Below are 24,797 nucleotides of genomic sequence, written 5' to 3'. Positions count from 1 at the left end.
ACTCTCCTTGTGTTATTGCGCAACGTAATCTATGTAAAGCATGAGGTTATTGCATGAACGGACCCCAGGACGGTTCGCGTACGACGCCGCCCTGCACGGACAAGACTTGCCGCGTCCGACCGTCGGTCGAAACGGCTGCCAACACGCCACGCCCGTTCACCTGGGTGGCGTAGAGGATGTACTGACCATTCGCCGCGAAGCTGGGCGATTCGTCATGCGTCGTGTCGGTCAGGCCAGTCGCCGTGCCGGACCCGAGGTCCTGCAAGTACAGCTTGAAGCCGCCGCCAGTACGCGAAATGTACGCGACTTGCTTGCCGTCCGGGCTCACGCGCGGGCTCGTGTTGTAGCTGCCCGTAAACGTGACACGCTGCGCTGCCCCGGCGCTCTCGCCGCCCGCGGGCATCTTGTAGATTTGCGGCTGGCCGCCGCGGTCGCTCGTGAAATAAATCGAGTTGCCATCAGGAGAGTAGGCCGGCTCCGTGTCGATGGAGCTGCCTTGCGTCAGGCGGCGCAAACCGCTGCCGTCCGCATTGACTTCGAAAATCTGCGTGTTGCCGGTGCGCGACAGCGCGACCGCGAGCTTGCGGCCGTCCGGCGACCATGCCGGCGCACTGTTGTTGCCTTTCTGATTCGATACGACGACGCGCTTGCCCGTCGGCAGGTCGTGGATGTAGACGACCGGCTTCTTCTTCTCGAACGAGACATACGCGACCTTCGTGCCGTCGGGCGACCAGGCCGGCGAGATGATCGGCTCGGGGCTATTGAGCGCGATGCGCGCGTCCTGGCCGTCCGAGTCGGAAATCTGCAACTGGTACTTGCCGCCTGTCTGGATCACATACGAAAGACGCGTCGCGAACACGCCGCGCCCGCCGAGCAGCTTGGCGTAAATGTAGTCGGCGACCTTGTGCGCGCTCATGCGCAGGCCGCTCTCGGGACTGACGAGCGACAGGCCGCCGAGGCTTTGCTGCTTGACCGTGTCATACAGGCGGAAGCGCACTTCGTACTGGCCGTTCGAGAGCTTCGTCACGCTGCCGGACACGAAGGCGTCGGCGCCCTTGGCCTTCCAGCTGCCGAGATCGACGGAATCCGTCTCCGATACCGGCGTGGCGCCCGCATCGATGTTGTTGAACTTGCCGCTGCGCGCCAGATCCTGACGCACGATGGCGCTCACCTGTTGCGGCGAATTCGCCTCGTTCGCGAAGTTGGCGGTCGCGATCGGAAACTGGGTCGAACCGACGCCGGTCACGAGCACGTTGAGTTCCGCATGCGCGGTACTCGCGGCGATCAGGCAAGACGCGATGAGCGTCCTCAGGCCAAGCTTTGTCATCAAACTCATGCTGTATTCGTTCCCAAGAGCGATTTTCAAACCGAATTTCAAACTTTCGAAACTTCAGAACAGACCGGCGGCAGCACGATTCGTTCCCGTTTTGCAAGCCCTGCAATCAGCCGCCAGCCGGGCGCAGCGTGATGGTAAAGGACGCCGGAGCCTGGCCGTTGATGTCGACCGGCATCGGGTCGGAGCGCCGTACCGCGCGCAATGCCGCCTCGTCCCACTGATCGTTGCCGCTCGAGCGCGAGATCGACGACGAGAGCAGCGTACCCGAGGGCGCGCAACGCACGGTGACCACGGTCTCGAGCCCGGCCGTTTCGCCGGCCCAGACGATGTTCGGACGCACGCGGCGCTGCACCTTCTCCGCATAGCCCGGCGAGGTCGCATTCCCACCCGCGCCGCGTCCGGCTCCGCCCTTCGCCAACCCTTCACCGCTGTCGCTCGACCCGCCGCCCGCTTGCCCTTGCAACTGCGCGAGACGTGCGCGGCGCTCCGAATCGAGCTTCGCTTTCGCGGCGGCGTCGGCCTTGGCCTTTTCCTTGGCCTTCGCATCGGCGTCCGCTTTCGCCTTAGCTTGCGCGTCCGCTTTCTCCTTCGCTTCCTTCTGTTCCTTCAACTGCTCGGTTTTAGCCGCGTCGGCTTCCTTCTGCTGCTGCGCCTTCTGTTGCTGCTGCTTTTGCTGGTCGGCCTTCTGCTGGTCGAGCTGCTTCTGCTTTTCAGCCTGCTTCTGCTTTTCCTGCGCGGCCTTTTGCGCCGCGGCCATGGCCGCCTGTTGCTGGGCGAGCTGCTGCTGACGCTTCGCTTCCGCTTCCTGTTGTGCCTGCTCCTGCTGGCGGCGCTGCTCCGCGAGCTGCGCCTCGCGCGCGGCGGCTTCCTGCTGCTTGCGCTTCTTTTCCTGCAACGCGATGTCGGCTTCCTCGTCCTTCGCGGGCGGCGGCGCCGGCTGCACCTTGACGGGCGCGGGTGGCACAGGAGCCGGGCGGGGCGTCGGCGTGGAGAGGTCCGGAATCTCCGTCCAGAGTTCCGCTTCCGAGCCGGCGGGCGTGTTGTTCTGCCAGTTGATGCCGTGATAGAGCAGCCAGCCGAGCAGCAGGTGCATCAGCGCGGCGAGCGCGAACGCTTTCCACGTGCCGCGCTCGCGCGGCGGGCGGATAGGTCGGGCGCGGGTCTGCCGGGTATGCCGATCGATCATTGCGTTATTGCGATTTCACCAGCAAGCCGACGCGCTTGACGCCGCGCGCTTTCATGTCGGACATCACGTTCATCACGACTTCGTACTTCACGGTCTTGTCGGCGGCGATCACGACGGGCTGATCCGGATGCGATTCCTGCCGGTTCAGCACGAACGAGTTGAGCTCGTCCTTCGTCATGTTCTGCTGCTGCGCCGCGCCGCCATCTTCCTTGTAGCGCACGTTCATGCTGCCGTCCGCCTTGATGTTGACGACGAGCGGCGGCGTCTGCTCCTGCGGCTGCGCGTTGCCGACCGTCGGCAGGTTGATGATGGACGGCGAGACGAGCGGCGCCGTCACCATGAAGATGACGAGCAGCACGAGCATCACGTCGATATACGGCACGACGTTGATGTCGGACATCGCGCGGCGCGAACTGCCGCGCATGCTGGAACGAGTGGGGCCTCCGGCCATCGCGGACTCCTTAGTGCGCCTGACGCTGCAAGATGTTCGAGAACTCTTCGATGAAGGTCTCGAAGCGGATCGCCAGACGGTCGATATCGTGTGCGTAGCGGTTGTAGGCGACCACCGCCGGAATCGCGGCGAACAGGCCGATCGCGGTGGCGACGAGCGCCTCGGCGATGCCCGGCGCGACGTTCGCGAGCGTCGCCTGCTGCACGTTCGCCAGGCCGCGGAACGAATTCATGATCCCCCAGACCGTGCCGAAGAGACCGATATACGGACTGACCGATCCCACCGACGCGAGAAACGCGAGGTTCGCTTCGAGCACGTCCATCTCGCGCTGGAAGGCGGCGCGCATGGCGCGGCGGGAGCCGTCGAGGATCGCGCCCGGATCGGTGATGCGGCGTTCCTTGCCCTTCAGGAACTCGCGCATGCCGGATTCGAAAATGCGCTCGAGCGCGCCGATGGTGTGACGGTTGTTGGCCGCGCTCTGATAGAGCGCCTGCAGGTCGCCGCCGGACCAGAAATCGCGTTCGAAGCGCTCGGTTTGCGCACGGGCGCGCCGGATGGCGAACCACTTGCGGAAGATGAAAGTCCACGACAGCAGCGATAGGATCAGCAGCAGGGCCATGACGGCCTGCGCGAGCAGGCTCGCGTGAATGACGAGGGAAACGATCGACAGGTCTTGTGTATTGTTCATAAAGGTCCGCTGTTACGTCCCAAATGGGGCGTCCGGTCAGGAGCGTGTCAGGCTTTCGTGAAAGGTTCGAAAGTCCCGGCTCTTGCCGGCTCATGCTCGATGCTGCTTGCCTTGCAACTAAGGCTTGGTGTTCTCAGAGTCACGACGAGTTCATTGGTTTCTGCCGGCGCTCGATCCGATGCTCATGCGGCCCTCATGCAGCCGTCACCGAAGGTGTCATGGGCCCGCGCTTCAGTCCGGCGAGCACCGCACCCGGAATGCCGACGGGGCGAATCGACGCGTGATCGACCGACGCCACGCGGATGTCGCCGGATGCGAGCAGGACTTCGTCGCGCCATGCTTCCTGATGAAAATCCACCGAGGCGCGGCCGAGGCGATCGATCCGGCTGACGACCCGCACGATGTCGTCGAGCCGCGCCGGCGCCGAATAATCCACGGCCGTGCGCTTGACGACGAACGCGACGCCAGCGGAATCGATCAGCTTTTGCTGGTCGATGCCGCACGCGCGCAGCCATTCGGTGCGCGCCCGCTCGAAGAACTTGAGGTAGTTCGCGTAGAAGACGATGCCGCCGGCGTCGGTGTCCTCGTAATACACGCGAATCGGCCACTCGAAAGTCAGCGGATCGTTCGCCGGCTGATTTTCGCTGCTAGACATATTCATCCGCGCATTTTACCGGAAGCTACGCATCTGACGCGAAAACGGGCATTCAACCGCGATGTATTTGCAACGGTGCGAAGGTCTGCGCGACCGGCATGATCTCGATGGCGTTGACGTTGACATGCGCCGGACGGGTCGCGATCCAGTAGATGGCGTCGGCGACGTCTTCGGGCGTGAGCGCCTGAACGTTCCGATAGACGTTGGCCGCTTTCGAGTCGTCGCCCTTGAAGCGCACGTTCGAAAACTCGGTGCCGCCGACGAGCCCCGGCTCGATATCGGTGACGCGCAGCGCCGTGCCCGCCAGATCCGCGCGCAGGTTGAGGCTGAACTGGCGCACGAACGCCTTGCTCGCGCCGTACACATTGCCGCCCGCATACGGATAGGTGCCCGCGACCGATCCCATGTTGAACACATGGCCGCGGTTGCGCTCGACCATGCCCGGCAGCACCGCGTGCGTGACCGAGACGAGGCCCGCGCAGTTCGTGTCGATCATCTTCTTCCAGTCGTCGAGATTCGCGCGCTGCGCCGGTTCGAGGCCGAGTGCGAGACCGGCGTTGTTGACGAGCACGTCGATTTGCGAGAACGCTTCCGGCAGCGAAGCGATGGCGGCGGCAACGGCGCGGTCGTCGGTGACGTCGAGTTCGAGGGGCAGGAGCGCGTCGCCGAGTTCGTTCGAGAGCGCCTGGAGGCGGTCACGGCGCCGGGCGCAGGCGATCACGCGATGACCGCCTTTCACGAAGGTGCGGGCGATGGCGGCGCCGAAGCCGGCGGACGCGCCAGTGACGAATACGATCATGAGCGAATTCCGGAGTTGAGGTAGGGAAACGAGGTTCGCGCGGCGCCTCACCGCGCCTTGCAACGGCGCAAAGCGTACTTCGATTGGTGCGGCGCGGCAAGTCGCCGGAACCGCGTGGCCGAGCGCGCCGGCCGATACGAACGGTCGTTCAATTGCGAGCGTTTCGGGGCTTTGCGCTCGGTTGCCTATTCCAGGGCGCCCCATTACACTACAACGCTCAGTGCGACACGTCGCATCGAACCTTGACGGCGAAAGCTGTCCATCGTTGGCCCTTGCGCTGACACTTGTGTAACAAAGCGAGACCCGGTGAAGTATGTCGGGAATCGCATTGCAATAGCTTGGTTACCATCAAGCTCCGCCTGGTTCGCGGCTTCAACTCCGCCTACCGAGCGGATTGATGTTTGCAGTTGCCCGTGCTTTCAACGCGGGGTTTGTTAATGTTCGAGCGAAAGCTCGATTTGTCATTGTTCGACCTCAGTGTATCGAGGCAGTGAACCCGTTGTACGACCAACGGTAGCCTATGAAGGCATGCGTCGTGGGTAACCGCGAGGTGTGAAGCCCTTCTGACAATGTAGCCCCCGATTTTTTTGCGGGTATGCGGCGGTCGCGAGACGGCTGTATAGAAACTCCGAGCAGCGTTGGGGTAAGGAGCTAGGCTGGCTGGTATGGGTAACGTATGTGAACTGCTGATAAACGTCGTGAGTAGTAGGTGCCAAAGCTGCTGGTAGGCACTAACCAACAGGTACGTGGTGAGCTGCCGCGCTTGAGTGTCGCGGTACGTCGTTGCAAACGCCACCGGCGAATAGGCAGACCCTAACCCAGTCGTGTGACAGATCGGGAACGTGGTAAGCCCGTATGGTTGCCAGTGCGGTTTGGCTGGCAGGCGGACCGTAAGGAACGCTGTTGATTGTGCGGGTATGGGACGACGGAAAAAGCGAATGCCGGGCGGTAATGGTCCGGATAGGGGTTGGGACATCACCCCACGCGAAAGCGGGCAGACTTCCGTCTGGTCTACCGTCGCAAGATGGCTGACTGACCCTTGGTAACTTGGTGAGGTACGGATGCTTGCGTCCGTACTGAGTGTAATTGTTGTTCCCCAGCGGGGCGTATCTGCCCCGCTGGGGGAGATGCGTCTTCTGCTTGGGGACTTTCCAAGTAGGAGAGCAGCATGAAAGTATCTGGTCGAAAGACTGGATCTGCGCTTTCCCACGCGCCGGAGAACTGGTACGCCGTCGATTGGCGTCGGGTTGAACGGAACGTGAGGGGAATGCAGATTCGAATTGCGAAGGCGACGCGAGAAGGCAAATGGCGCAGAGTAAAAGCCCTGCAACGCATGTTGACTCGCACGTTGTCCGCCAAGCTGTACGCGGTACGACGTGTTACACAGAACCAGGGTGCGCGAACGGCGGGAGTCGATCGCGAGCTGTGGGATTCGCCTGAAAGTCGACGGCTCGCCGTCGATCGGTTGAAGCGGCGCGGTTATAAGCCTCTGCCTTTACGGAGGGTCTTTATCCCCAAAGCCAATGGGAAAGAACGCCCTCTGGGCATTCCGACCCTGCATGACAGGGCGATGCAAGCTCTGCACTTGCTGGCTTTGGAGCCAGTGGCTGAGTCCACGAGCGATCCGAACTCTTATGGGTTCCGGAGTCATCGCTCGACGGCTGATGCCATGGGCCAGATTCGCGTCTGTATGTCCAAAGGGGGATCAGCCCAATGGGTATTGGAAGCGGATATCCAAGGCTGCTTTGACCACATCGACCACGACTGGTTGGAGCGCAATGTCCTCATGGACACAGCAATCCTCCGAAAATGGTTGAGAGCTGGCCTGATTTACGAAGGTCAGTTTCAGGCGACGAAGGCCGGTACGCCGCAGGGAGGGATCATCTCCCCGACGTTGGCGAATGTGACGTTGAACGGGCTGGAACGAGAACTGGACGGGCACCTCCGTGCGAAGTTCGGAGTCGGGAAGGCCAAGAAGTTGAAGGTCCATGTGGTGCGGTACGCGGATGACTTCGTGATCACCGGCGTCTCGCAAGAGATACTGGTCAGCGAAGTCCGACCTTGGATAGAAACATTCCTTGCGGTTCGGGGTCTGCAACTCTCTGAGGAGAAAACGCGGGTCACACATATTGACCAGGGCTTCGATTTCCTTGGGTGGAATTTCCGAAAGTACTCGGGAAAGATGCTCATTCAACCGAGCAAGAAAAACGCGCAAGCGTTCTATCGCAAGGTTGCGGAAACGATCAGCGGTAACAAAGCGGCAAAGCAAGCGGATTTAATCCGGTTGCTGAACCCGCTATTACGTGGATGGGCCGAGTATCACCGTTGCGTATCCGCTAAGAAGGCGTACAGCCGCATGGAGTATCTGGTCTTCCAGAAACTCTGGCGGTGGTCTAAGCGGCGACATCCGAATAAGGGCTCTGATTGGGTGCGACGGAAGTACTTCCACTCGGTCAATGCCCGCAATTGGGTGTTTGGCGTTTCCATGGTTGCGGAAGACGGCGGTCGGCGGTTGCTTGAGCTCTACTCACTCAGTGGGACGGCGATCAAGTATCCGACGAAAATCAAAGGGGAATACAACCCTTTTGATCCCGCATGGGAGCAGTATGGGGAGGAGTTGCGACAGGAGCGCATGCTGCACTCGATGCGCCATCAAAAGCAATTGGTTAAGTTGTTCATGTCGCAAAGTGGGCTGTGTGCGCTTTGTAACTGTGCCTTGACTCAAGAAACACGCTGGCACGACCATCATTTGGTGTATCGGATGCATGGTGGTGCGGACGCATTGTCCAACCGTGTGTTGCTCCATCCCCACTGTCACCAAAAAGTGCACGCGGGTACACTTGCTGTAACTAAGCCGGTTCCCCAATAGGGCGAACTTTGTAGTAGGCTTGAGCTGTATGCGGGGAAACTCGCACGTACAGTTCTTAGGGGGCCCTTCTTCCATAAGGAAGGGGGGCTACCCTACAACTCCGCGTGACTGGCGATAGAATCTTCGGATTCAAGGTGGAACGACCCACCGGGAAGCGCGGAGCATCGTTTTGCCGTTCGCCTGGGCAGCTGAGATCCGCGCGCCGTCGCTGCGCTGCCGGTGGCTGTCCGTCTCGCGTGAACGCAGTATTCCTCCCACGCCTGGACCCATCCTGCATGCCGCCCGCCGTGCCGAAAGGCAGCGTGAAGCAGCCATGCCCGCGCACGCGCGATCCGGTCAACCTGTTTAGATCTAACGGAAAACGTATGTTTAACAGAGCCCAAAGCACCATCGCCAACGTCGATCCCGAACTGTTCAAGGCCATCGAGCTGGAGAACCGCCGCCAGGAAGATCACATCGAACTGATCGCGTCGGAAAACTACACGAGCCCGGCCGTCATGGAAGCGCAGGGCTCGCAACTCACCAACAAGTACGCGGAAGGCTACCCCGGCAAGCGCTACTACGGCGGCTGCGAGTATGTCGACATCGTCGAGCAGCTCGCCATCGACCGCGTGAAGCAGCTGTTCGGCGCGGAAGCGGCGAACGTGCAGCCGAACTCCGGCTCGCAGGCGAACCAGGGCGTCTTCTTCGCGATGCTCAAGCCCGGCGACACCATCATGGGCATGAGCCTCGCCGAAGGCGGCCACCTCACGCACGGCTCGCCCGTGAACATGTCGGGCAAGTGGTTCAAGGTCGTGAGCTACGGACTGAACGAAGCCGAAGACATCGACTACGCCCGGACCGAAGAACTCGCGAAGGAACACAAGCCGAAGCTGATCGTGGCGGGCGCGTCCGCGTTCGCGCTGAAGATCGACTTCGAGCGCATGTCGCAGATTGCGAAGAGCGTCGGCGCGTACTTCATGGTCGACATGGCGCACTACGCGGGGCTCGTCGCCGCGGGCGTCTATCCGAATCCGGTGCCGCACGCCGACTTCGTCACGACCACGACGCACAAGAGCCTGCGCGGCCCGCGCGGCGGCGTGATCCTGATGAAGTCCGAGTTCGAGAAGCCGATCAACTCGGCCATCTTCCCGGGCATCCAGGGCGGTCCGCTCATGCACGTGATCGCCGCGAAGGCCGTCGCGTTCAAGGAAGCGCTGTCGCCGGAATTCAAGGAATACCAGCAGCGCGTGGTCGACAACGCGCGCGTGCTCGCCGAAACGCTGGTGAAGCGCGGACTGCGCATCGTCTCCGGCCGCACCGAAAGCCACGTGATGCTCGTCGACCTGCGCGCGAAGAATATCACCGGCAAGGCCGCGGAAGCCGCGCTCGGCGCCGCGCACATCACGGTCAACAAGAACGCGATTCCGAACGATCCGGAAAAGCCGTTCGTCACGAGCGGCGTGCGCCTCGGTTCGCCCGCCATGACGACGCGCGGCTTCGGCGTGAAGGAAGCGGAAATCGTCGGCAACCTGATCGCGGACGTGTTGGACAGCCCGGAAGATCAGGCGAATCTCGAGCGCGTGCGCGCGAAGGTCGCCGAGCTGACCAAGCAATTCCCGGTCTACGGCTAAAGTACGATGCGCTGCCCCTTCTGCCGTCACGACGACACGCAAGTGGTGGATTCGCGCGTGTCCGAAGATGGCGCCGCGATCCGGCGCCGGCGGCGCTGCCCGTCCTGCGACAAGCGTTTCACGACGTATGAGCGGGTCGAGCTGGCGCTGCCGTCGGTGGTGAAGAAGGATGGCAGCCGCACCGAATTCGATCGCCGCAAGATCGTCGCGAGCATGCAACTGGCGCTCAGAAAGCGCCCGGTTGCAGCCGATGCCATCGACGCGGCAGTCGCCCGCATCGAATACCAGTTGCTCGGCAGCGGCGAGCGCGAAGTGCGCAGCGAGCGCTTGGGCGAACTCGTCATGAACGAGTTGCGCCAGCTCGACACCATCGCCTACGTGCGATTCGCCTCCGTCTATAAACGCTTCGAAGACGTCTCCGAGTTCGAAGACGTGCTCGATGAATTCCGGCGAGCCGCGCCGAAGAAATCGACATCCCGCAAACGCTGAGCGTTTCTGCATTTTCCCTTCCCGTGCATTGAGAACCGACGACGAAGCCGAGTCTGTCGCGGCTTTCGCGCGTCCGGTAGTCGGCCATTCGGCCGATGGCGGCCGCCGGCATTTCTCTCTAGATTGAGCGCTGTTCTCACTCGAACGATGAGGGATGCGAATGAAACTTCGCTTTTACGGCTTCACGCTTGTCGAACTGTCCGTGGTGCTCGCCGTGATGGCGATCGTCGCGACGTTCGCGACGCCTTCTTTTCTTGCCTGGCACCTGCGTGACCAGGTCGACGCGCGCGCCCGGGCGCTCTTCTCCACGCTCTCGCTCGCGCGCTCCGAAGCCGTGAAGCGGGGCGCGCGCGTGACGCTGTGCCGGATCGACGCCGCGCGCCACTGCCTCGCGCCCGGCAAGAACTGCGATTCGGGCATGGCCGACTGGTCGTGCGGCTGGGCGCTCTTCGTCGAACGCGACGGCGCCCCCGTGCTGTTGCGAGCGCAATCGGCTTCGCCTTCGATCGCCATCGCCGGCGCGACGACCGATCTTTCGTTCACGCCACCGGCCGGCCAGGTGATCGGCGGCTTCCGGAGCTTCGACTTCAGCGCGCGCAACAGCAAGCTCGCGGCGACCGCGCGTTCCGGCCGCTGCATCCGCCTCGCGACCGGCGGCCGCCCACGCATGACACAAGGCGCCTGTGGAGCGGCGGCATGATCGTCCTTGACACGCAACATCGAGGGCAGCGCGGCGACTCGCTGATCGAAGTGATGATCGCGCTGTCGCTCATCGCGATCACGACGCTCGGCCTGATCGCGGCGCAAACGTGGCTCGCGCGCAGCGAACGGATGGTGCTGGCGCGCGAACGCGCGATGCGGATTGCCGATTCCGTCGCCGAGGGCATCTGGCGCGAGGAAGATCGCGAACCGGTGATGTCGCGATGGCGTCCGCGAGCGGCGTCGGCCCTGCCGCAGGGCGACGTCGACGTGTTCGACCGGGCGGACGGCGTGCGCGTCGCGGTCGTGAGCTGGCGAGCGGAGGACTCGGCCGAAGGGTGCGTCGAGCCGCAGGCGAAGCCGCATTCGGCGTGTGTTGCAGTGGCGTTCGCACGATGAGCGCGCTTGGTCGTCGTCCCGTCTCTCGCGGCCACACGCTGCTCGAACTCGCGATCTCAATGGCGCTCGGCCTTCTCGTCGCGGTCGCGGCGCTGGTGCTTTATCGCGGACAGCGCGCGTCGCACGATCGCGCCGCCGACATCGTGCGCATGCACGAAGCGGCGACCGCGGCGCTCGATCTTGTCGGCCAGCAAGTGCAGATGGCCGCGTTCGCGCCGCTCGGGAGCGCGACAGGCGTCGGATTATTCGGCTGCTCGCAAGGGCGTGCAGTCGGGTCGGACGATGCGCCGGCGTGCGAATCGCTCACGAGCCATTCGGACGGCGTGATGATCCGCTACGCCGCCGATGCCATCGCGACGTGGCCGTCGTCGTCGGGCGCGCCGACCGATTGCCAGGGACAAGCCGTCGGCGCCTATGTCGTCGGGCGCTTCTACGCGAAGGCCAGCACCTCGACCGGTGAGCCGGAGTTGTACTGCGAGGGCGTTGGCCGACAAGCGCAGCCGATGGTGGAAGGCATCGAACGGCTGCGCCTCACGTACTGGTTCGACAACGCGGCGACGGCCGTCGATGCCGCCAGCGTTCCGCGCGAGCGCTGGCCGGCGGTGGTCGCAGCCGACCTCTGCGTGCTGGTGCGCGGCGATCCGCTCGTATCGGCGAAGGGCACGCGCTACGTCGATTGCGATGGCTCGCTCGCCGTTTCCACCGATTCACGCGCCCGGCAGGCATTCTGGCGGCGCGTGGCGATCCGCAATGCAGTCACGGCCGACGGCGGGAGGTCTTCATGACCCCGCGTTCGAAATCGCGCGGCACGGTCCTGCCGATCGTGCTGCTGCTGTCATCGATGATGTTGGTGACGGCGGGTGCATGGCTGGAAACCTCGATCGTCGCGACGCGTTCGGCTGCGAGCCTGCGCGATCGGGTGCAGGCGTTTCATGCGGCGGACAGCGCGCTCGCGCGTTGCGGCCGGATGGCCGTCGATTCGCCCGATCCGCCGCAAAACGCTTCCACGAACGAGCCGGCGGGCTGGCGCGTAAAGGCGTCGTTCGAAGGAGCGGGCGCGTCGGCGATTGCGCCGTTCGTCGCCTGGCCTTATGCGCGGCGCGTTCCGCAGTGCCTGATCGAATCCTGGTCCCGCTCTGGCGACGCCGACGCGCGCTCGTATCTGGTGACGGCGCGCGGCTTCGGAGCGTCCGGCGATGCGGAAAGCTGGCTGCAACTCGAAATCGAAGTGGCCGGCAACAGCGTCACGCGCCGCTGGCGACGCGTCGTCGCAAAACCGTTTTGAGGGGATTCGACATGAACCTGATGAGCACGCGCCGGGCAGGCTTCACGCTGCTCGAACTGATGATCGCGCTGGCAGTCGTCGCGATCATCGCGACGTTCGCGATTCCCGCGTATCGCGGTCACGTCGCGAAAGCGCATCGCATGGAGGCATCGGCGGCGCTGCACCGCGCCGCCCAGTTCATCGAGACGGCTCGCGCGGCGCAACCCGCACCGAATGCCGACGCGCCTTCGTTGCCCGCCGGCTTCGATCAGGCGCCCGCGAACGGAACGCCGGTGTACCGGCTGCGCGCGACGGCCGAATCGGCGACCAACGGCGGCTACGCGATCGAGGCCGAGCCCGTCGCGCCCGGCGCAATGCAGGACGATGCCTGTGGTGTCTTCGTCATCGACGCAACCGGCGCACGTTCGAACCGTGCGCCGGCGTCGGCCGGGACGGTCGACTCCGCCGCCTGCTGGAGCGGCCGGTGAATGGAAACTCGAAACGTTCAGAAGACGGTCGGATCGACGGCGTCGGTCGAGGTTTCGGTGGACGTGGTCTTCATCTGCTGCCAGACGCGAAAGCCTTCCCAGACGAGCAACCCGAGTCCGCCCCACTTGAGCGCGGGCTTCGCACCGCGCGCGAGCTTGCTGAGCACCGGTTTCGTCAGAATCAGCGAGGCGAGCGAACCGATGATCGGGTATTGCCTCAAGAGCGAACTGAACCCGCCGCCGGAAAGAAGACCAGTCAGCAACGAAGCGATGCCGCTGCCACCGCCAGCCGCGCGGTTGCGGCCGAAGCCGGCGGTGGCGCGGCGCGGGATCAGGAACTTGAGAAAGCTGAAGTGCGTCACCGAGTGGCGCAGGTCGGCGCTCGCCTGCGCGATCTCCATGCGTTCCACGTCCGCGCGCGCGATCAGCAGTTCCTTGCGCAGCGCGCGCATGTGCGGCGTGCTCAGCTTGTGCGCCTGGGCGCGCTTCTGCGCCTTGAAGGTGTCGTCGGATTGGCTCATGTCGGGCGGCTCGTTCGGGGTCGGCGGTTGGGAGTTGGGCGCGATATCGGGGCGACGTGTCGTGGCGTTGCGCGGCTCAGCGGAACGTGTCGCGGTCCTTGCGGAATTCCGAGAGCGTTTCGTCGAACATGTTCGGCGCGTCGTGCAGGCCGCTTCTCGCCCGCAAGCCGCAGAACAACGCGACGAGCGCATAAGCGACCGTCACGCCCACGAGCGACTGCCAGCGGTAGGTGTCCCAGAAGAAGATGGCGATCAGCACCGTCAGCGTGATCAGGGCCATCATCGTCAGCATCATCGCGGCGAGGCCAAGGAACAGCACGCCGATCAGACGCTCCTTCTCCTCCTGAAGCTCGATGCCGAGCAGTTCCAGGCGCGTCTCGAAGATGGCGAACGCGGAACTCACGATACGTCGCAAAGGTCCGGGGGACGATTGCGGAGAGGGCCTTTCAGTCGTCATGGCGTGGGCGCGAGGCGCGTTGAGTAGCGCTGAGGGGGCCGGCGGACCTCGTCGAGGACCACCGGCGCGAGGGCTTCGAACCGGTTCGAAGCATTGGCAACGGTCTTAGCAATGATCAGGCCACCGCCGGCTATCGCGAAGGATCGCTTCGCTGCCCACACGGTCGCTGCTGGCCGTTACCAGACAATTGCGACCGTTGCCGCTTCAAGATGCAAGGTCAGCGGCGGTTGATCAAGAGACCGATCATCACGCCCAGGCCCGCCGCGATACCGATCGATGCCCACGGATGCTCGTGCACGTAGTCGTCGGTTGCGCGCGCTGCCTTCTTGCCGCGCTCGACGACCACGACCTGCGCGTCCGCTGCCTTCTCCTTCGCCTGCTTCAACCGGGTCAGAGCGGTCTCGCGCAATTCGGATGCACGCTCGCCGGTGGCGCTGGCTGCTTGCTTGAGCAGGTCCTCGGCATCGGAGAGAACGGTTTTGATATCCGACATGAATCGCTCCTTATTGATTTCTGACATTGATGACTCCAATCGGGGTGAGGCTACGCGAATCGTAACCAAAGATGCGGTCGCTGACGAGCGCCCTCGGGCGTCTTGAAAAGCTCGGTACGCACGTTTTGTTCCCGCCAGATGGCCGCCGGCGCAGCGCTGCACGATGCGCATGAAGGGAATGGAGACGATCTGGCCCGTAAAAGTTTCCTGCGGGCGGCCGAAAAATTACAACGGGCGCATGAACGATGAGGCGAAACGCTCAAAAAAAAGCCAACGCGGAGATTGCGTTGGCTTCCTTGAGAACGGTTGCGGCAACGCGTCAGAAGAACGCCTGAATACCGGTCTGAGCGCGGCCGAGGATCAGCGCGTGGATATCGTGCGTCCCTTCGTAGGTGTTCACCACTTCGAGATTCACGAGATGCCGCGCGATGCCGAATTCGTCCGAGATGCCGTTGCCGCCGAGCATATCGCGTGCGAGCCGGGCGATATCGAGCGCCTTGCCGCACGAATTGCGCTTCATGATCGACGTGATTTCGACGGCCGCCGTGCCTTCGTCCTTCATGCGGCCGAGGCGCAGCACGCCTTGCAGGCCGAGCGTGATTTCGGTCTGCATGTCGGCGAGTTTCTTTTGGATCAACTGGTTGGCGGCGAGCGGCCGGCCGAACTGCTTGCGATCGAGCACGTATTGACGCGCCGTGTGCCAGCACGCCTCCGCCGCGCCGAGCGCGCCCCACGCGATGCCGTAGCGTGCCGAGTTCAGACAGGTGAACGGACCTTTGAGGCCGCGCACGTCCGGCATCAGGTTGTCTTCGGGGACGAAAACCTCGTCCATCACGATTTCGCCGGTGATCGAGGCGCGCAGGCCGACCTTGCCGTGAATCGCGGGCGCCGACAGCCCTTTCCACCCTTTCTCGAGGATGAAGCCGCGGATGTCGTCGCGGCCGTCTTCTTCGAGCTTCGCCCAGACGACGAACACATCGGCGATCGGCGAGTTCGAAATCCACATCTTCGATCCCGACAGCGAATAGCCGCCGTTCACCTTCTTCGCGCGCGTCGTCATGCTGGCCGGGTCCGAGCCGGCGTTCGGCTCGGTCAGGCCGAAGCAGCCGATCCATTCGCCGGTCGCGAGCTTCGGCAGATATTTTTCCTTCTGCGCGTCGCTGCCGAAGGCGTTGATCGGCACCATCACGAGCGACGACTGCACCGACATCATCGACCGGTAGCCCGAATCCACGCGCTCCACTTCGCGCGCGATCAGGCCGTAGCTCACGTAGTTGAGACCGGGGCCGCCGTACTGCTCGGGAATCGTCGGGCCGAGGAGACCCATTTCGCCCATCTCGCGGAAGATCGCCGGATCGGTCTTTTCCTCGCGAAACGCGGCGAGGACGCGCGGCGCGAGCTTGTCCTGCGCGTAGGCGCGCGCGGCGTCGCGGATCATGCGTTCTTCGTCGCTCAACTGCTGATCGAGCAAGAGCGGGTCTTCCCAGTTGAAACGGGCGGCGTCGGCCATGTGCTTTCTCCTGACTTTCCTAAAGACGCGCCGGCTTCGGAAACGCCCGGCGCTTGACTTGAATTCCGCTGTGCGGAACAATGTTTTGCAAATCAATCTGGAGTCTAGCACTCGATGACATCGGATTCCATCCGCAATTTCGCGTCGCCGGACGCGTTGGACGAGCGCAAATTCGTCGTCGCGCTCGCTCGCGGGCTGGAGTTGCTGCGCGCGTTCCGGCCGGGCGAAGTGCTGCTCGGCAATCGCGATTTCGCCGACCGCACCGGTCTGCCGAAGGCGACGGTCAATCGGCTTGCCTACACGCTCACGACGCTCGGCTATCTGCGTTTCGACGAAGCGGCCGGCAAATACGCGCTCGACACGGGCGTGCTGTCGCTCGGATTCGCGCTGCTCGCGGGCGCGGACACGCTCGAACTCGCGCGCCCGCACATGCGCGAACTCGCGCGGGAGATCGGCGCGGCGGTGTCGCTCGGATGCCGCGACGGGCTCGACATGATCTATCTGGAGACGATCCGCAGCGAAACCGCGCTGACGCTCGGTCTCGCGCCCGGCTCGCGGCTCTCGATGCTGACGAGTTCGATGGGCCGCGCCTATCTCGCGGTGCAGGAGCCGGCGGCGCGCGCCGCGTTGCTCGCGGAACTGTCGGCGGCGGCCGGCGCGGATGGCGCGGCACTCGTGCAGGCGGCGGAAGGTGCGATCGAGGATTTCGCCCGCGACGGCTGTTGCTATTCGTTTCGCGACTGGCACGAGGACGTCAACGCGATCGCCGCGCCGTTTCGCGACGTGAGGAACGGCCGCTGGCTCGTCTTGAGCAGCAGCGGGCCGGCGTCGTCGATGGGGGAGGCGATGTTTCGCGAAGTCATCGCGCCGAAGCTCAGGGCGTTGGCGGCGCGACTCGCGTGATGCTCAGAGCACGGTCCTCACGTGCCACAGCTCCGGGAACAGCACGACATCGAGCATCTTGCGCAGATACGGCGCGCCGTTCGTGCCGCCCGTGCCCTGCTTGAAGCCGATGATCCGCTCGACGGTCGTCACATGGCGAAAGCGCCACTGCCGGAACGCGTCTTCCAGATCGACCAGTTCTTCCGCCATCTCGTACAGCTCCCAATACTTCGACGGATCGCGATAAACCGCGAGCCACGCCGCTTCGACCGAGGCGTCGTGGGTCGTCGGCTGGGTCCAGTCGCGTTCGAGCCGCTCGGGCGCGATCGGGAAACCGCGCCGCGCGAGCAGCCGGATGACTTCGTCGTAGAAGGAGGGTGCATCCAACGTTGCCTGAACCTCGGCGAGTACCGCCGGCCGGTGCGCGTGCGGCTTGAGCATCTCAACGTTCTTGTTGCCGAGCAGGAACTCGATCTGCCGGTACTGATGCGACTGGAATCCCGACGACGCGCCCAGGTAAGGCCGCATCGCCGTGTATTCGGACGGCGTCATCGTCGAGAGGACGTTCCATGCCTGCACGAGCTGCTCGAAGATCCGCGAGACGCGCGCGAGCATCTTGAACGCGGGCGGCAGTTCGTCGCGATGCACGGCATCGAGCGCCGCGCGCAATTCGTAGAGCGCGAGCTTCATCCAGAGCTCGCTCGTCTGATGCTGGACGATGAAGAGCATCTCGTTGTGATCGGGCGAAAGCGGATGCTGCGCCGAGAGGATCGCGTCGAGCGAGAGGTAATCGCCGTAGCTCATCGAGTCGGAGAAATCGAGCTGGGCGTCGTGCCAGCCTTCCTGCGCGGGCGTCGCGGCGCCGTGGCCCATCGGGCAGCCAGTTGTGGTCTGTGTCATGTCGATCTCTCTCAGGTCACCGCGCCGCGCTCGGCGAAGTCGGGCGCGCGCCACGCTTCGGTTTCGAGCACGTCGCGCAGCACTTCCACGGCGTCCCAGACGTCGACGAAGCGCGTGTAAAGCGGCGTGAAGCCGAACCGCAGCACGTGCGGCTCGCGATAATCGCCGATCACGTTGCGTGCGATCAGCGCCTGCATCACCTCGTAGCCGTGCGGATGCTCGAAGCTCGCCTGCGAGCCGCGCTGCGGTTGCGCGCGCGGCGTGACGAGCGTCAGCGGAAACTTCCCGCAGCGCGTCTCGACGAGCCGGATGAACAGATCGGAGAGCGCGAGCGACTTGCGGCGCAGCGTCGCCATGTCGGTTTGCAGGAAGACGTCGAGCCCGCATTCGACGAGCGCCATCGACACCACCGGCTGCGTGCCGCACAGGAAGCGGCCGATGCCGTCGTCGGGACGGTAGGTCGGACTCATCTCGAACGGTTTCCTGTGGCCCCACCAGCCGGAAAGCGGCTGCGAGAACGCGTTCTGGTGGCGCTTCGGCACCCAGACGAACGCGGGCGAACCCGGGCCGCCGTTCAGGTACTTGTACGTGCAGCCGACCGCGTAATCCGCGCCGACGCCGTTCAGATCGACCGGCACCGCGCCCGCCGAGTGCGCCAGATCCCACACGGCGAGCGCGCCCGCGCGGTGGATCAGTTGCGTGACGGCGCTCATGTCGTGCATGTAGCCGGTGCGGTAATTGACGTGCGTGATCATCGCGATGGCGGTGCTGTCGTCGATCGCGGCGGCGAGTTCCGACGGATTGTCGACGAGACGCAGTTCATAGCCGCGATCCAGTTGCTCGATGAGCCCCTGCGCGATGTACAGGTCGGTCGGGAAATTCGAGCGCTCCGACACGATCACGCGACGCTTCGGATCGCGCGCGTTTGCCATCTTCAACGCCGCCGACAGCACCTTGAACAGGTTGATCGAAATCGTATCGGTGACGACGACTTCGTCCGCGCCCGCGCCGATCAGCGGCGCGAGCTTGTTGCCGAGGCGCTTCGGCAGCGCGAACCAGCCCGCCGTGTTCCAGCTTCGGATGAGGCCTTCGCCCCATTCTTCGGCGATCACGGCGGCGGCGCGCGCGGCGGCCGTTTTGGGCGGAACGCCGAGCGAGTTGCCGTCGAGGTAGATCACGTCGCGCTGGAGCGCGAACTGGTCGCGCAGGGCGTGAAGCGGGTCGTCGCGGTCGAGCGCCGCTGCTTCGTCACGATGGTTCATCGAAATGTCCGGTTGGGTCAGGAAAATCAGGGAAGCGGGCGCAGCACCGCGCGCACGGGGCTGGCGTCGAGCGTTGTGAACTTGAGCGGCAGCGCGATCAGTTCGTAGTCGCCGGGGACGATTGCGTCGAGCACGAGGCCTTCGAGAATCGCCATGCGATGCGCGCGGATGCGCCGGTGGGCGTCCATCGTCTTCGACTCCTGCGGGTCGAGCGAGGGCGTATCGATGCCGATCAGGCGCACGCCGCTTTTCTCCAGCAGATCGACGGTTTCCGGCGCGACAGCGCAAAAGCGCGGGTCCCAGGCATCGAGCGGCGCGCGGTCGTAGGTGCGCAGCAGCACGCGCGGCGGGGTGTCGTGAAGAAAGCGCGCGATCTGCTCCGGCGTCACGACCGGCGCCGCGCCGACGCAATGAATGACGCGGCACGGGCCGAGGTAAGTATCGAGCGCGACTTCGCCGATCGGCGCGCCTTCGGCGTCGTAGTGCAGCGGTGCGTCGGCGTGCGCGCCGGTGTGGGGCGACAGCGTCAGACGCCCGACGTTCACCGGCGACCCCGCCTCCATGCGCCAGGCGCGCTCGACGCCGACCGGCGTATCGCCCGGCCAGACGGGCGTTTCCGGGCGGATCGGCGGGGAAATGTCCCAGAGGATGGTCATCGCGGAGCGCCTGCCAGAATTGTGAATATGCGTCAAATCATAGTCGTCAAGCCCTGGAAAGTGCTTGCGAAATAACCACCCAAAACGGCGCGTCTTAGAACATAATTCGATGAAACGGGCCAGGGAGACTAAAAAATGACTGGGTTCACGCTCGATGCAACGGATTGCCGTATTTTGGCGGTACTGCAGGAAGACGGACGGATCAGCAACCTGGATTTGGCGGAGCGCATCTCGCTGTCACCATCGGCGTGTCTGCGCCGGATGCGTCTTCTGGAGGAAGAGGGCGTCATCGCGAGCTACCGCGCCTGTCTGGATCGTGAGCGGCTCGGCATCGAACTGGAGGCGTTCGTCCACGTCTCGATGCGCAACGACCAGGAGAACTGGCACGAGACCTTCGCGGCGGCCGTGCGGGAATGGCCGGAAGTGGTCAGCGCGTTCGTGGTGACGGGCGACACGCACTACGTGCTGCGCGTGCTCGCGCACAACCTCAAGCATTACTCCGATTTCATCCTGAGCAAGCTGTACAAGGCGCCGGGCGTCATCGACATCCGCTCGAACATCGTCTTGCAGACCATGAAGGACGAAGGCGGCGTGCCGGTCGCGCTGATCGAACAGCCGCGCCCGTAGTCGGGATCAGCCGATCGGCTTGATCGTGTGGAACGCCCCCGCCTGGAAGACCAGCGGGGCGATGTCCTTCGCGTTCTCATGCACGCCGCAGCGCTCCACTTCACCGACGAAAATCACGTGGTCGCCTTCCTGATAGCGGCTGCGGTTGTGGCATTCGAACCAGGCGAGCGCGCCGTCGAGCACGGGCATGCCGGTGTCGCCGGCCGCGTGCGAGACGCCCGCGAAGCGGTCGCCCTTGACCGTGGCGAAGCGCTTGCACAGGTCGATCTGCGATGCCGCCAGCACGTTCACCACGTAGTGACTATTCGACTGGAACACCGGCATCGACGCCGATTTGGTCGCGAGGCTCCACAACACGAGCGGCGGATCGAGCGACACGGAATTGAACGAACTCGCGGTGATGCCGATCAACTGGCCGGAGGGCGAGCGCGTCGTGATGACCGTGACGCCGGTCGCGAACTGGCTCAGGGCGTCGCGAAAGGCGGGGTGGTCGAAATTCGGGGATTTGGCGCGTTTCATCGGAGCAACTGTGTCATGGACGACCGGACCGGCCGCTTGTCGCGCGGGAGACGGAAGGACTTTTTCTGAAGTCATGTAAAGAAATTCGAATTGTCTGGATTCTAGCGGAATCGCCTTTGCAGCGGCTTTTGAAGTCCGCGTCGCCGGCGTGGCCTTTGAAAAGACAGTAAGCTCGCCGGCTTGAGGACTCAGTTCGCGCACCCATATAAGTCACCGATGCGCACAACCGGAGCGAACCATGACTGAACAGAACCAGCAGAATCAGCCCGCCTCGCGCGAGACGGCCGTTGTCGGCGGCGGTTGCTTCTGGTGCACGGAGGCGGTGTTTCTCGGCGTCGAGGGCGTGTTGTCGGTGGAGTCGGGCTACGCTGGCGGCCAGGTGCGCAATCCGTCCTACGAGCAGGTCTGCGACGGCAACACCGGTCACGCCGAAGTGGTGAAGGTGGAGTTCGATCCGTCGGTGATCGGTTATCGCGAGGTGCTCGAGATCTTCTTCGCGACGCACGATCCGACGCAACTCAACCGGCAAGGCAACGATGTCGGCACGCAGTACCGGTCGGCCGTGTTCACGGAATCGGACGAAGAGCGCAGCATCGCGCTCGACGTGATCGACACACTGCAGCGCGAAGACGTCTACGACGGCAAGATCGTGACCGAAGTGACGCCGCTCGACGGCAATTACTTCCCCGCCGAGGCCTATCACCAGAACTACTTCGCGCAGCATCCGAACCAGGGCTATTGCTCGTTCGTGATCGCGCCGAAGGTGGCGAAGTTCCGGCAGAAGTTCGCGAGCCGGCTCAAACGCTGATGGTTTTTCGACGGCGCCGCGCGGCGCCGTTTTTTATGCTTCGCGCCGCCGCTCGCAAGCGAGCGCGATCGCTTCTGCCAGTTTGAAGCAGGTGAGCGGCGCTGAGCCTTCAGCCTTATTGTTCACCGCTATCACGACGGGCTGGCCCGCAAACACATAGCGTGCGGCCAGTTCCGCCAGGTCGCGCCGGGTGTCCGGGTCTTCGTCGACGAGCGTGTCGAACGGCTCGTACTTCGACTTCGCCTGCTCGTACCTGAAGCCGCTGTGCAGGCTCCAGCGCACGATCAACGGTCCCAATTCGTTTTCGTCCAGCAGTGCGAGCGCCTTTGCCTGGCGCCACGTTTCGGGCATGCGCGCGTGCACACCGATGCAGTAGCGCACGTTCGCGTCGCGCAGCGCGCGGATGAAGCGCGGCGTCAGCATGACCGCGTCGCGCAGTTCCACCGCGTAGCGGCTTTCGCCTTCGAGCGGCGGGAGCGCGCGCAGAAACGCGGCGAGCCGGTCGATGAACAGCGACGGCTCGACGATCATCGCATCGGGCAGCGGCGAGAACTGGAACACGAGCGCGCCGGCTTTCGCGCCGAGCCCGCCGATGCACGGGCGCACGAATTCGTCGATGGCGATCTGCGCGTTCAGGAACGACGGGTTGTCGCCTGCGGGCACGCCGCGTTCGCCGCGCAGCACGGCGTCGGTGACGGAGGCGGGCGCCTTCACGATGAAGCGGAAATGGCCGGGCACCTGACTCGCGTAGCGCGCGTACTCGGCGAGTGAAAGCGGCGCGTAGAACGACCGGTCGATCGACACGCATTTCAGCAGCGGATGCGCGCCGTAAGCGTTCAGGCCGTCGCGGGAGAGCTTGGTGTTCGAGTAATCGTCGCCGTAGACGATGTCGCGCCAGCCCGGAAACGACCACGTCGACGTGCCCAGATGCACGGTGGCCGGAAGGCGTCGCGAGAGCGCGTCGAGTTCGGGCGGGACGGTCGCGGGCAGCACGCCGCGCGGCTTGCGGGGCGCGGGTTCTCGAGGCGTGGCTTCGACTGCGGCTTCAGGCGCGGCCGAGGCACCGAACAAATCGCCTTGCTCGTCGGGCGGCCCGCTCAGAGCGCCTTCTCGTACATGTAGCGGCGCGACCACGGCAGCGTCGTCGCGCTGCGCCCCGCCTTGCGGCACACGATCTGGTAGATCGACACGTCGTCGTTTTCGAACGCGTACGCGCAGCCCGCGAGATACACGCGCCAGATGCGGAATCGCTCGTCGCCGACGAGTTGCTTTGCCTGTTCCGCGTGCGACTCGAAGCGCTCGGCCCAGGCGTCGAGCGTGCGCGCGTAATGACGGCGCAAGCTTTCGACGTCGATCGCCTCCAGTCCGCCGCGTTGCAACGATTCGAGCGCGAGGCCAATGTGCGGAAGCTCGCCCTCGGGGAACACGTATCGGTCGATGAATTCGCCGCCGCCGTAGGCGGTTTCGCCGCTGTCGGAATCCGTCGACGTGATGCCGTGGTTCATCGCCACGCCGTCGTCGGTCAGAAGATCGCACACCTTGCGGAAATACACCGGCAGATTCTTGCGCCCGACATGCTCGAACATGCCGACGCTCGTGATGCGGTCGAACTGGCCGTCGACGTCGCGATAGTCCTGCAGGCGGATCTCGACCTGGCCTTCGAGGCCGGCTTCCTTCACGCGTTGGGTCGCGAGATCGAACTGGTTTTGCGACAGCGTCACGCCGACGCACTTCGCGCCGAACTTCTGCGCCGCGCGGATCACAAGCGCGCCCCAGCCGCAGCCGATATCGAGCAGACGCTGGCCGGGCTGCAAACGGATCTTGGTGAGAATGTGGTCGATCTTCTTCAACTGCGCGGTATCGATGTCTTCGTCGCCGTTCTCGAAGTACGCGCAGGAGTAGACCATGTTGCGGTCGAGCCAGAGCCGATAGAAGTCGTTGGAGACGTCGTAGTGATACTGGATCGCCTTTTTGTCCGACGACTTCGTATGGGTGAAGTAGCGCCGCACGCGCGCCAGCTTGCTCGCGCTGGTGACGGTGCTCTTCGCGAGCGAGTAGCTGATGTTGATGATGTCCGACAGCTTGCCTTCGATGTCGATCTTGCCCTTCACGTAGGCTTCGCCGAGATTGTCGAGGCTAGGTTCGAGCAGGTAGGGCAGCGCGGTGGCGCTCTTCACGTGCAGCGTGACCTGCGGGGCGGCGAAACTGCCGAAGTCATGCTGTTGCCCGTCCCACAACACCAGACGCGCGGGCAGGTTGGCCCGGTCCCGAACGTCCTGCACCCACTGCGTCAGCTTCTTCTCCCAGAACATGCTTGTTTCTCCGCGCTTAGATGAAATTAAGGGAAGGCTCGCATCTTCAGTTCGTCCTGATCTTCTGCTTCTACGCTCCGTGAACGACCGACGGGCCACGCGCACCGCCACTATTGCGTTGCGGCGCGCGTGAAACTGCATGGTCCGCGATGGACCGAAGGCGATGCAACGCGCGCGCGCTTTTGACCCGTGAAAGCCGGATCAGGGCGCGAGCCTGACGATGCTCCAATCGCCGCCCGTGTCTTCGCGCCGGTACACGATACGGTCGTGCAGCCGTGAAGGACGGCCTTGCCAGAATTCGATGGTGTCGGGCACGAGCCGGTAGCCGCCCCAGTGCGCAGGGCGCGGCGGGCTGTCGCCGTATTGCGCGATCACTTCGCGCTCACGGGCTTCGAGCGCCGCACGGCTTTCGAGCACCTGACTCTGCTCCGACGCCCACGCGCCGATGCGCGATCCGAGCGGCCGCGACGCGAAGTACGCGTCGCTTTCTTCGGCGCTCGTCTTGACGACGGAGCCCTCGATGCGCACCTGGCGCTCGAGTTCGATCCAGTAGAAGAGGAGGCTCGCGGCGGAATTGGCGGCGAGTTCGCGGCCCTTGCGGCTCTCGTAATTCGTAAAGAAGACGAACCCGCGCTCGTCGACACCCTTGATCAGGACGATGCGCGCCGATGGCCGGCCGCGCTCGTCGACGGTGGCGAGCGTCATGGTGTTCGGCTCGGGCAGTTTGGCGTCGAGCGCCTGGGCGAACCAGGTCTCGAACTGGCGCACCGGATTCGGATCGACGTCGGCAGCGTCGAGCGATCCGAGGGTATAGCTCTTACGAAGATCGGCGAGAGTTGTCATGTTTTAGGCAAACGCTACAGTCGCATCAGTATAGCCAAGGCCGCACATTCGTGCCCCGATTCATCCCCATG

The 24,797-nt window shown here is 64.0% G+C and carries 28 protein-coding genes and 1 riboswitch; of the genes, 11 read left to right on the top strand and 17 right to left on the bottom strand.

Features of this window, described 5'->3' with window-relative positions:
* Positions 1 to 46: 46 nt before the first annotated feature.
* From tolB to ydfG, 6 genes are all read right to left on the bottom strand, one after another.
* Positions 47 to 1,336 carry a Tol-Pal system beta propeller repeat protein TolB gene (gene tolB / locus AWB66_RS14290; protein WP_087630919.1) on the bottom strand — a complete coding sequence of 430 codons (1,290 nt, stop codon included), beginning with the start codon at positions 1,334 to 1,336 and terminating at the stop codon, positions 47 to 49.
* Positions 1,337 to 1,442: 106 nt separating this feature from the next.
* Positions 1,443 to 2,522: a cell envelope integrity protein TolA gene (gene tolA / locus AWB66_RS14285; RefSeq protein ID WP_087630918.1), complete on the bottom strand. Its 1,080-nt coding sequence runs from the start codon at positions 2,520 to 2,522 to the stop codon at positions 1,443 to 1,445.
* A 4-nt stretch (positions 2,523 to 2,526) separates the two neighbouring features.
* Positions 2,527 to 2,973: a protein TolR gene (gene tolR, locus AWB66_RS14280; protein ID WP_062632686.1), complete on the bottom strand. Its 447-nt coding sequence runs from the start codon at positions 2,971 to 2,973 to the stop codon at positions 2,527 to 2,529.
* Between the two features lie 10 nt (positions 2,974 to 2,983).
* Positions 2,984 to 3,661: a protein TolQ gene (tolQ, locus tag AWB66_RS14275; RefSeq protein WP_062632685.1), complete on the bottom strand. Its 678-nt coding sequence runs from the start codon at positions 3,659 to 3,661 to the stop codon at positions 2,984 to 2,986.
* Positions 3,662 to 3,854: 193 nt separating this feature from the next.
* On the bottom strand, positions 3,855 to 4,316 hold the full coding sequence (gene ybgC / locus AWB66_RS14270; protein ID WP_235021107.1) for a tol-pal system-associated acyl-CoA thioesterase: 462 nt from the start codon (positions 4,314 to 4,316) through the stop codon (positions 3,855 to 3,857).
* A 52-nt stretch (positions 4,317 to 4,368) separates the two neighbouring features.
* Positions 4,369 to 5,115, bottom strand: coding sequence for a bifunctional NADP-dependent 3-hydroxy acid dehydrogenase/3-hydroxypropionate dehydrogenase YdfG (gene ydfG, locus AWB66_RS14265; RefSeq protein WP_087630916.1), 747 nt, complete (start codon positions 5,113 to 5,115; stop codon positions 4,369 to 4,371).
* 1,168 nt (positions 5,116 to 6,283) lie between these two features.
* On the opposite strand from ydfG, the gene ltrA reads away from it, so the two are divergent.
* From ltrA to AWB66_RS14225, 8 genes are all read left to right on the top strand, one after another.
* A complete protein-coding gene (ltrA, locus tag AWB66_RS14260; RefSeq protein ID WP_087630915.1) occupies positions 6,284 to 7,984 on the top strand; it encodes a group II intron reverse transcriptase/maturase in 1,701 nt (566 codons plus the stop codon).
* A 94-nt stretch (positions 7,985 to 8,078) separates the two neighbouring features.
* A riboswitch (ZMP/ZTP riboswitch) is annotated at positions 8,079 to 8,177 on the top strand.
* Positions 8,178 to 8,349: 172 nt separating this feature from the next.
* Positions 8,350 to 9,597, top strand: a complete 1,248-nt coding sequence (glyA, locus tag AWB66_RS14255; RefSeq protein WP_087630914.1) for a serine hydroxymethyltransferase — start codon at positions 8,350 to 8,352, stop codon at positions 9,595 to 9,597.
* Positions 9,598 to 9,603: 6 nt separating this feature from the next.
* Positions 9,604 to 10,086 (top strand): transcriptional regulator NrdR, encoded by a 483-nt coding sequence (nrdR, locus tag AWB66_RS14250; protein ID WP_062632682.1) that lies wholly within the window; start codon positions 9,604 to 9,606, stop codon positions 10,084 to 10,086.
* 160 nt (positions 10,087 to 10,246) lie between these two features.
* Entirely contained in the window at positions 10,247 to 10,786 is a 540-nt protein-coding gene (locus AWB66_RS14245) for a GspH/FimT family pseudopilin (RefSeq protein ID WP_407642282.1), read from the top strand.
* The gene (locus AWB66_RS14240; protein ID WP_087630912.1) at positions 10,783 to 11,184 is read left to right on the top strand and encodes a type IV pilus modification PilV family protein; all 402 of its coding nucleotides are present in this window, start codon (positions 10,783 to 10,785) and stop codon (positions 11,182 to 11,184) included. The genes AWB66_RS14245 and AWB66_RS14240 overlap by 4 nt, the downstream gene beginning before the upstream one ends.
* Positions 11,181 to 11,969, top strand: coding sequence for a PilW family protein (locus AWB66_RS14235; protein ID WP_087630911.1), 789 nt, complete (start codon positions 11,181 to 11,183; stop codon positions 11,967 to 11,969). Before AWB66_RS14240 ends, AWB66_RS14235 begins: the two co-directional genes overlap by 4 nt.
* On the top strand, positions 11,966 to 12,469 hold the full coding sequence (locus AWB66_RS14230; protein WP_087630910.1) for a pilus assembly PilX family protein: 504 nt from the start codon (positions 11,966 to 11,968) through the stop codon (positions 12,467 to 12,469). The genes AWB66_RS14235 and AWB66_RS14230 overlap by 4 nt, the downstream gene beginning before the upstream one ends.
* Before the next feature lie 20 nt (positions 12,470 to 12,489).
* A complete protein-coding gene (locus AWB66_RS14225; RefSeq protein ID WP_087630962.1) occupies positions 12,490 to 12,936 on the top strand; it encodes a type IV pilin protein in 447 nt (148 codons plus the stop codon).
* A gap of 17 nt (positions 12,937 to 12,953) precedes the next feature.
* Here AWB66_RS14225 and AWB66_RS14220 read toward each other — a convergent pair whose 3' ends face one another.
* The 4 genes from AWB66_RS14220 to AWB66_RS14205 form a co-directional block, all read right to left on the bottom strand.
* Positions 12,954 to 13,457, bottom strand: coding sequence for a DUF3318 domain-containing protein (locus AWB66_RS14220; protein ID WP_087630909.1), 504 nt, complete (start codon positions 13,455 to 13,457; stop codon positions 12,954 to 12,956).
* 76 nt (positions 13,458 to 13,533) lie between these two features.
* Positions 13,534 to 13,914 (bottom strand): phage holin family protein, encoded by a 381-nt coding sequence (locus tag AWB66_RS14215; RefSeq protein WP_087630908.1) that lies wholly within the window; start codon positions 13,912 to 13,914, stop codon positions 13,534 to 13,536.
* Positions 13,915 to 14,131: 217 nt separating this feature from the next.
* Positions 14,132 to 14,434: an ElaB/YgaM/YqjD family protein gene (locus AWB66_RS14210; protein ID WP_062632675.1), complete on the bottom strand. Its 303-nt coding sequence runs from the start codon at positions 14,432 to 14,434 to the stop codon at positions 14,132 to 14,134.
* Between the two features lie 292 nt (positions 14,435 to 14,726).
* Positions 14,727 to 15,917 (bottom strand): acyl-CoA dehydrogenase, encoded by a 1,191-nt coding sequence (locus AWB66_RS14205; protein WP_087630907.1) that lies wholly within the window; start codon positions 15,915 to 15,917, stop codon positions 14,727 to 14,729.
* A gap of 114 nt (positions 15,918 to 16,031) precedes the next feature.
* Between AWB66_RS14205 and AWB66_RS14200 the strand changes: the two genes are divergently transcribed.
* Complete coding sequence (locus AWB66_RS14200; RefSeq protein WP_087630906.1) at positions 16,032 to 16,820, top strand: IclR family transcriptional regulator; 789 nt, start codon at positions 16,032 to 16,034, stop codon at positions 16,818 to 16,820.
* Positions 16,821 to 16,823: 3 nt separating this feature from the next.
* Here AWB66_RS14200 and kynA read toward each other — a convergent pair whose 3' ends face one another.
* The 3 genes from kynA to kynB are packed head-to-tail and all read right to left on the bottom strand — an operon-like array spanning position 16,824 to position 19,617.
* Positions 16,824 to 17,699 (bottom strand): tryptophan 2,3-dioxygenase, encoded by an 876-nt coding sequence (kynA, locus tag AWB66_RS14195; protein ID WP_087630905.1) that lies wholly within the window; start codon positions 17,697 to 17,699, stop codon positions 16,824 to 16,826.
* An 11-nt stretch (positions 17,700 to 17,710) separates the two neighbouring features.
* Positions 17,711 to 18,961: a kynureninase gene (gene kynU, locus AWB66_RS14190; protein WP_087630904.1), complete on the bottom strand. Its 1,251-nt coding sequence runs from the start codon at positions 18,959 to 18,961 to the stop codon at positions 17,711 to 17,713.
* Positions 18,962 to 18,987: 26 nt separating this feature from the next.
* The gene (gene kynB / locus AWB66_RS14185) at positions 18,988 to 19,617 is read right to left on the bottom strand and encodes an arylformamidase (RefSeq protein ID WP_087630903.1); all 630 of its coding nucleotides are present in this window, start codon (positions 19,615 to 19,617) and stop codon (positions 18,988 to 18,990) included.
* Between the two features lie 135 nt (positions 19,618 to 19,752).
* Between kynB and AWB66_RS14180 the strand changes: the two genes are divergently transcribed.
* Positions 19,753 to 20,244: an Lrp/AsnC family transcriptional regulator gene (locus AWB66_RS14180; protein ID WP_062632669.1), complete on the top strand. Its 492-nt coding sequence runs from the start codon at positions 19,753 to 19,755 to the stop codon at positions 20,242 to 20,244.
* Positions 20,245 to 20,250: 6 nt separating this feature from the next.
* Here AWB66_RS14180 and AWB66_RS14175 read toward each other — a convergent pair whose 3' ends face one another.
* Complete coding sequence (locus tag AWB66_RS14175) at positions 20,251 to 20,763, bottom strand: flavin reductase family protein (protein WP_087630902.1); 513 nt, start codon at positions 20,761 to 20,763, stop codon at positions 20,251 to 20,253.
* Positions 20,764 to 21,001: 238 nt separating this feature from the next.
* On the opposite strand from AWB66_RS14175, the gene msrA reads away from it, so the two are divergent.
* The gene (gene msrA / locus AWB66_RS14170) at positions 21,002 to 21,571 is read left to right on the top strand and encodes a peptide-methionine (S)-S-oxide reductase MsrA (protein ID WP_087630901.1); all 570 of its coding nucleotides are present in this window, start codon (positions 21,002 to 21,004) and stop codon (positions 21,569 to 21,571) included.
* A gap of 33 nt (positions 21,572 to 21,604) precedes the next feature.
* Here the strand turns inward: msrA and AWB66_RS14165 are convergent, their stop codons facing one another.
* The 3 genes from AWB66_RS14165 to pdxH form a co-directional block, all read right to left on the bottom strand.
* Positions 21,605 to 22,672, bottom strand: a complete 1,068-nt coding sequence (locus AWB66_RS14165; protein WP_407642283.1) for a DUF72 domain-containing protein — start codon at positions 22,670 to 22,672, stop codon at positions 21,605 to 21,607.
* Positions 22,669 to 23,883, bottom strand: a complete 1,215-nt coding sequence (locus AWB66_RS14160) for an SAM-dependent methyltransferase (RefSeq protein WP_087630900.1) — start codon at positions 23,881 to 23,883, stop codon at positions 22,669 to 22,671. Before AWB66_RS14160 ends, AWB66_RS14165 begins: the two co-directional genes overlap by 4 nt.
* A 201-nt stretch (positions 23,884 to 24,084) precedes the next feature.
* Positions 24,085 to 24,726, bottom strand: a complete 642-nt coding sequence (gene pdxH, locus AWB66_RS14155; protein WP_087630899.1) for a pyridoxamine 5'-phosphate oxidase — start codon at positions 24,724 to 24,726, stop codon at positions 24,085 to 24,087.
* Positions 24,727 to 24,797: the final 71 nt, after the last annotated feature.

Source organism: Caballeronia telluris (genome assembly GCF_001544495.1).
Lineage (GTDB): Bacteria > Pseudomonadota > Gammaproteobacteria > Burkholderiales > Burkholderiaceae > Caballeronia > Caballeronia telluris.
This window is presented reverse-complemented; position numbering and strand designations above follow the sequence as displayed.

Coding starts and splice junctions, on each gene's coding strand:
- tolB (WP_087630919.1), bottom strand. CDS start 1,336: ATGAGTTTGATGACAAAGCTTGGCCTGAGGACGCTCATCGCGTCTTGC.
- tolA (WP_087630918.1), bottom strand. CDS start 2,522: ATGATCGATCGGCATACCCGGCAGACCCGCGCCCGACCTATCCGCCCG.
- tolR (WP_062632686.1), bottom strand. CDS start 2,973: ATGGCCGGAGGCCCCACTCGTTCCAGCATGCGCGGCAGTTCGCGCCGC.
- tolQ (WP_062632685.1), bottom strand. CDS start 3,661: ATGAACAATACACAAGACCTGTCGATCGTTTCCCTCGTCATTCACGCG.
- ybgC (WP_235021107.1), bottom strand. CDS start 4,316: ATGTCTAGCAGCGAAAATCAGCCGGCGAACGATCCGCTGACTTTCGAG.
- ydfG (WP_087630916.1), bottom strand. CDS start 5,115: ATGATCGTATTCGTCACTGGCGCGTCCGCCGGCTTCGGCGCCGCCATC.
- ltrA (WP_087630915.1), top strand. CDS start 6,284: ATGAAAGTATCTGGTCGAAAGACTGGATCTGCGCTTTCCCACGCGCCG.
- glyA (WP_087630914.1), top strand. CDS start 8,350: ATGTTTAACAGAGCCCAAAGCACCATCGCCAACGTCGATCCCGAACTG.
- nrdR (WP_062632682.1), top strand. CDS start 9,604: ATGCGCTGCCCCTTCTGCCGTCACGACGACACGCAAGTGGTGGATTCG.
- AWB66_RS14245 (WP_407642282.1), top strand. CDS start 10,247: ATGAAACTTCGCTTTTACGGCTTCACGCTTGTCGAACTGTCCGTGGTG.
- AWB66_RS14240 (WP_087630912.1), top strand. CDS start 10,783: ATGATCGTCCTTGACACGCAACATCGAGGGCAGCGCGGCGACTCGCTG.
- AWB66_RS14235 (WP_087630911.1), top strand. CDS start 11,181: ATGAGCGCGCTTGGTCGTCGTCCCGTCTCTCGCGGCCACACGCTGCTC.
- AWB66_RS14230 (WP_087630910.1), top strand. CDS start 11,966: ATGACCCCGCGTTCGAAATCGCGCGGCACGGTCCTGCCGATCGTGCTG.
- AWB66_RS14225 (WP_087630962.1), top strand. CDS start 12,490: ATGAGCACGCGCCGGGCAGGCTTCACGCTGCTCGAACTGATGATCGCG.
- AWB66_RS14220 (WP_087630909.1), bottom strand. CDS start 13,457: ATGAGCCAATCCGACGACACCTTCAAGGCGCAGAAGCGCGCCCAGGCG.
- AWB66_RS14215 (WP_087630908.1), bottom strand. CDS start 13,914: ATGACGACTGAAAGGCCCTCTCCGCAATCGTCCCCCGGACCTTTGCGA.
- AWB66_RS14210 (WP_062632675.1), bottom strand. CDS start 14,434: ATGTCAGAAATCAATAAGGAGCGATTCATGTCGGATATCAAAACCGTT.
- AWB66_RS14205 (WP_087630907.1), bottom strand. CDS start 15,917: ATGGCCGACGCCGCCCGTTTCAACTGGGAAGACCCGCTCTTGCTCGAT.
- AWB66_RS14200 (WP_087630906.1), top strand. CDS start 16,032: ATGACATCGGATTCCATCCGCAATTTCGCGTCGCCGGACGCGTTGGAC.
- kynA (WP_087630905.1), bottom strand. CDS start 17,699: ATGACACAGACCACAACTGGCTGCCCGATGGGCCACGGCGCCGCGACG.
- kynU (WP_087630904.1), bottom strand. CDS start 18,961: ATGAACCATCGTGACGAAGCAGCGGCGCTCGACCGCGACGACCCGCTT.
- kynB (WP_087630903.1), bottom strand. CDS start 19,617: ATGACCATCCTCTGGGACATTTCCCCGCCGATCCGCCCGGAAACGCCC.
- AWB66_RS14180 (WP_062632669.1), top strand. CDS start 19,753: ATGACTGGGTTCACGCTCGATGCAACGGATTGCCGTATTTTGGCGGTA.
- AWB66_RS14175 (WP_087630902.1), bottom strand. CDS start 20,763: ATGAAACGCGCCAAATCCCCGAATTTCGACCACCCCGCCTTTCGCGAC.
- msrA (WP_087630901.1), top strand. CDS start 21,002: ATGACTGAACAGAACCAGCAGAATCAGCCCGCCTCGCGCGAGACGGCC.
- AWB66_RS14160 (WP_087630900.1), bottom strand. CDS start 23,883: ATGTTCTGGGAGAAGAAGCTGACGCAGTGGGTGCAGGACGTTCGGGAC.
- pdxH (WP_087630899.1), bottom strand. CDS start 24,726: ATGACAACTCTCGCCGATCTTCGTAAGAGCTATACCCTCGGATCGCTC.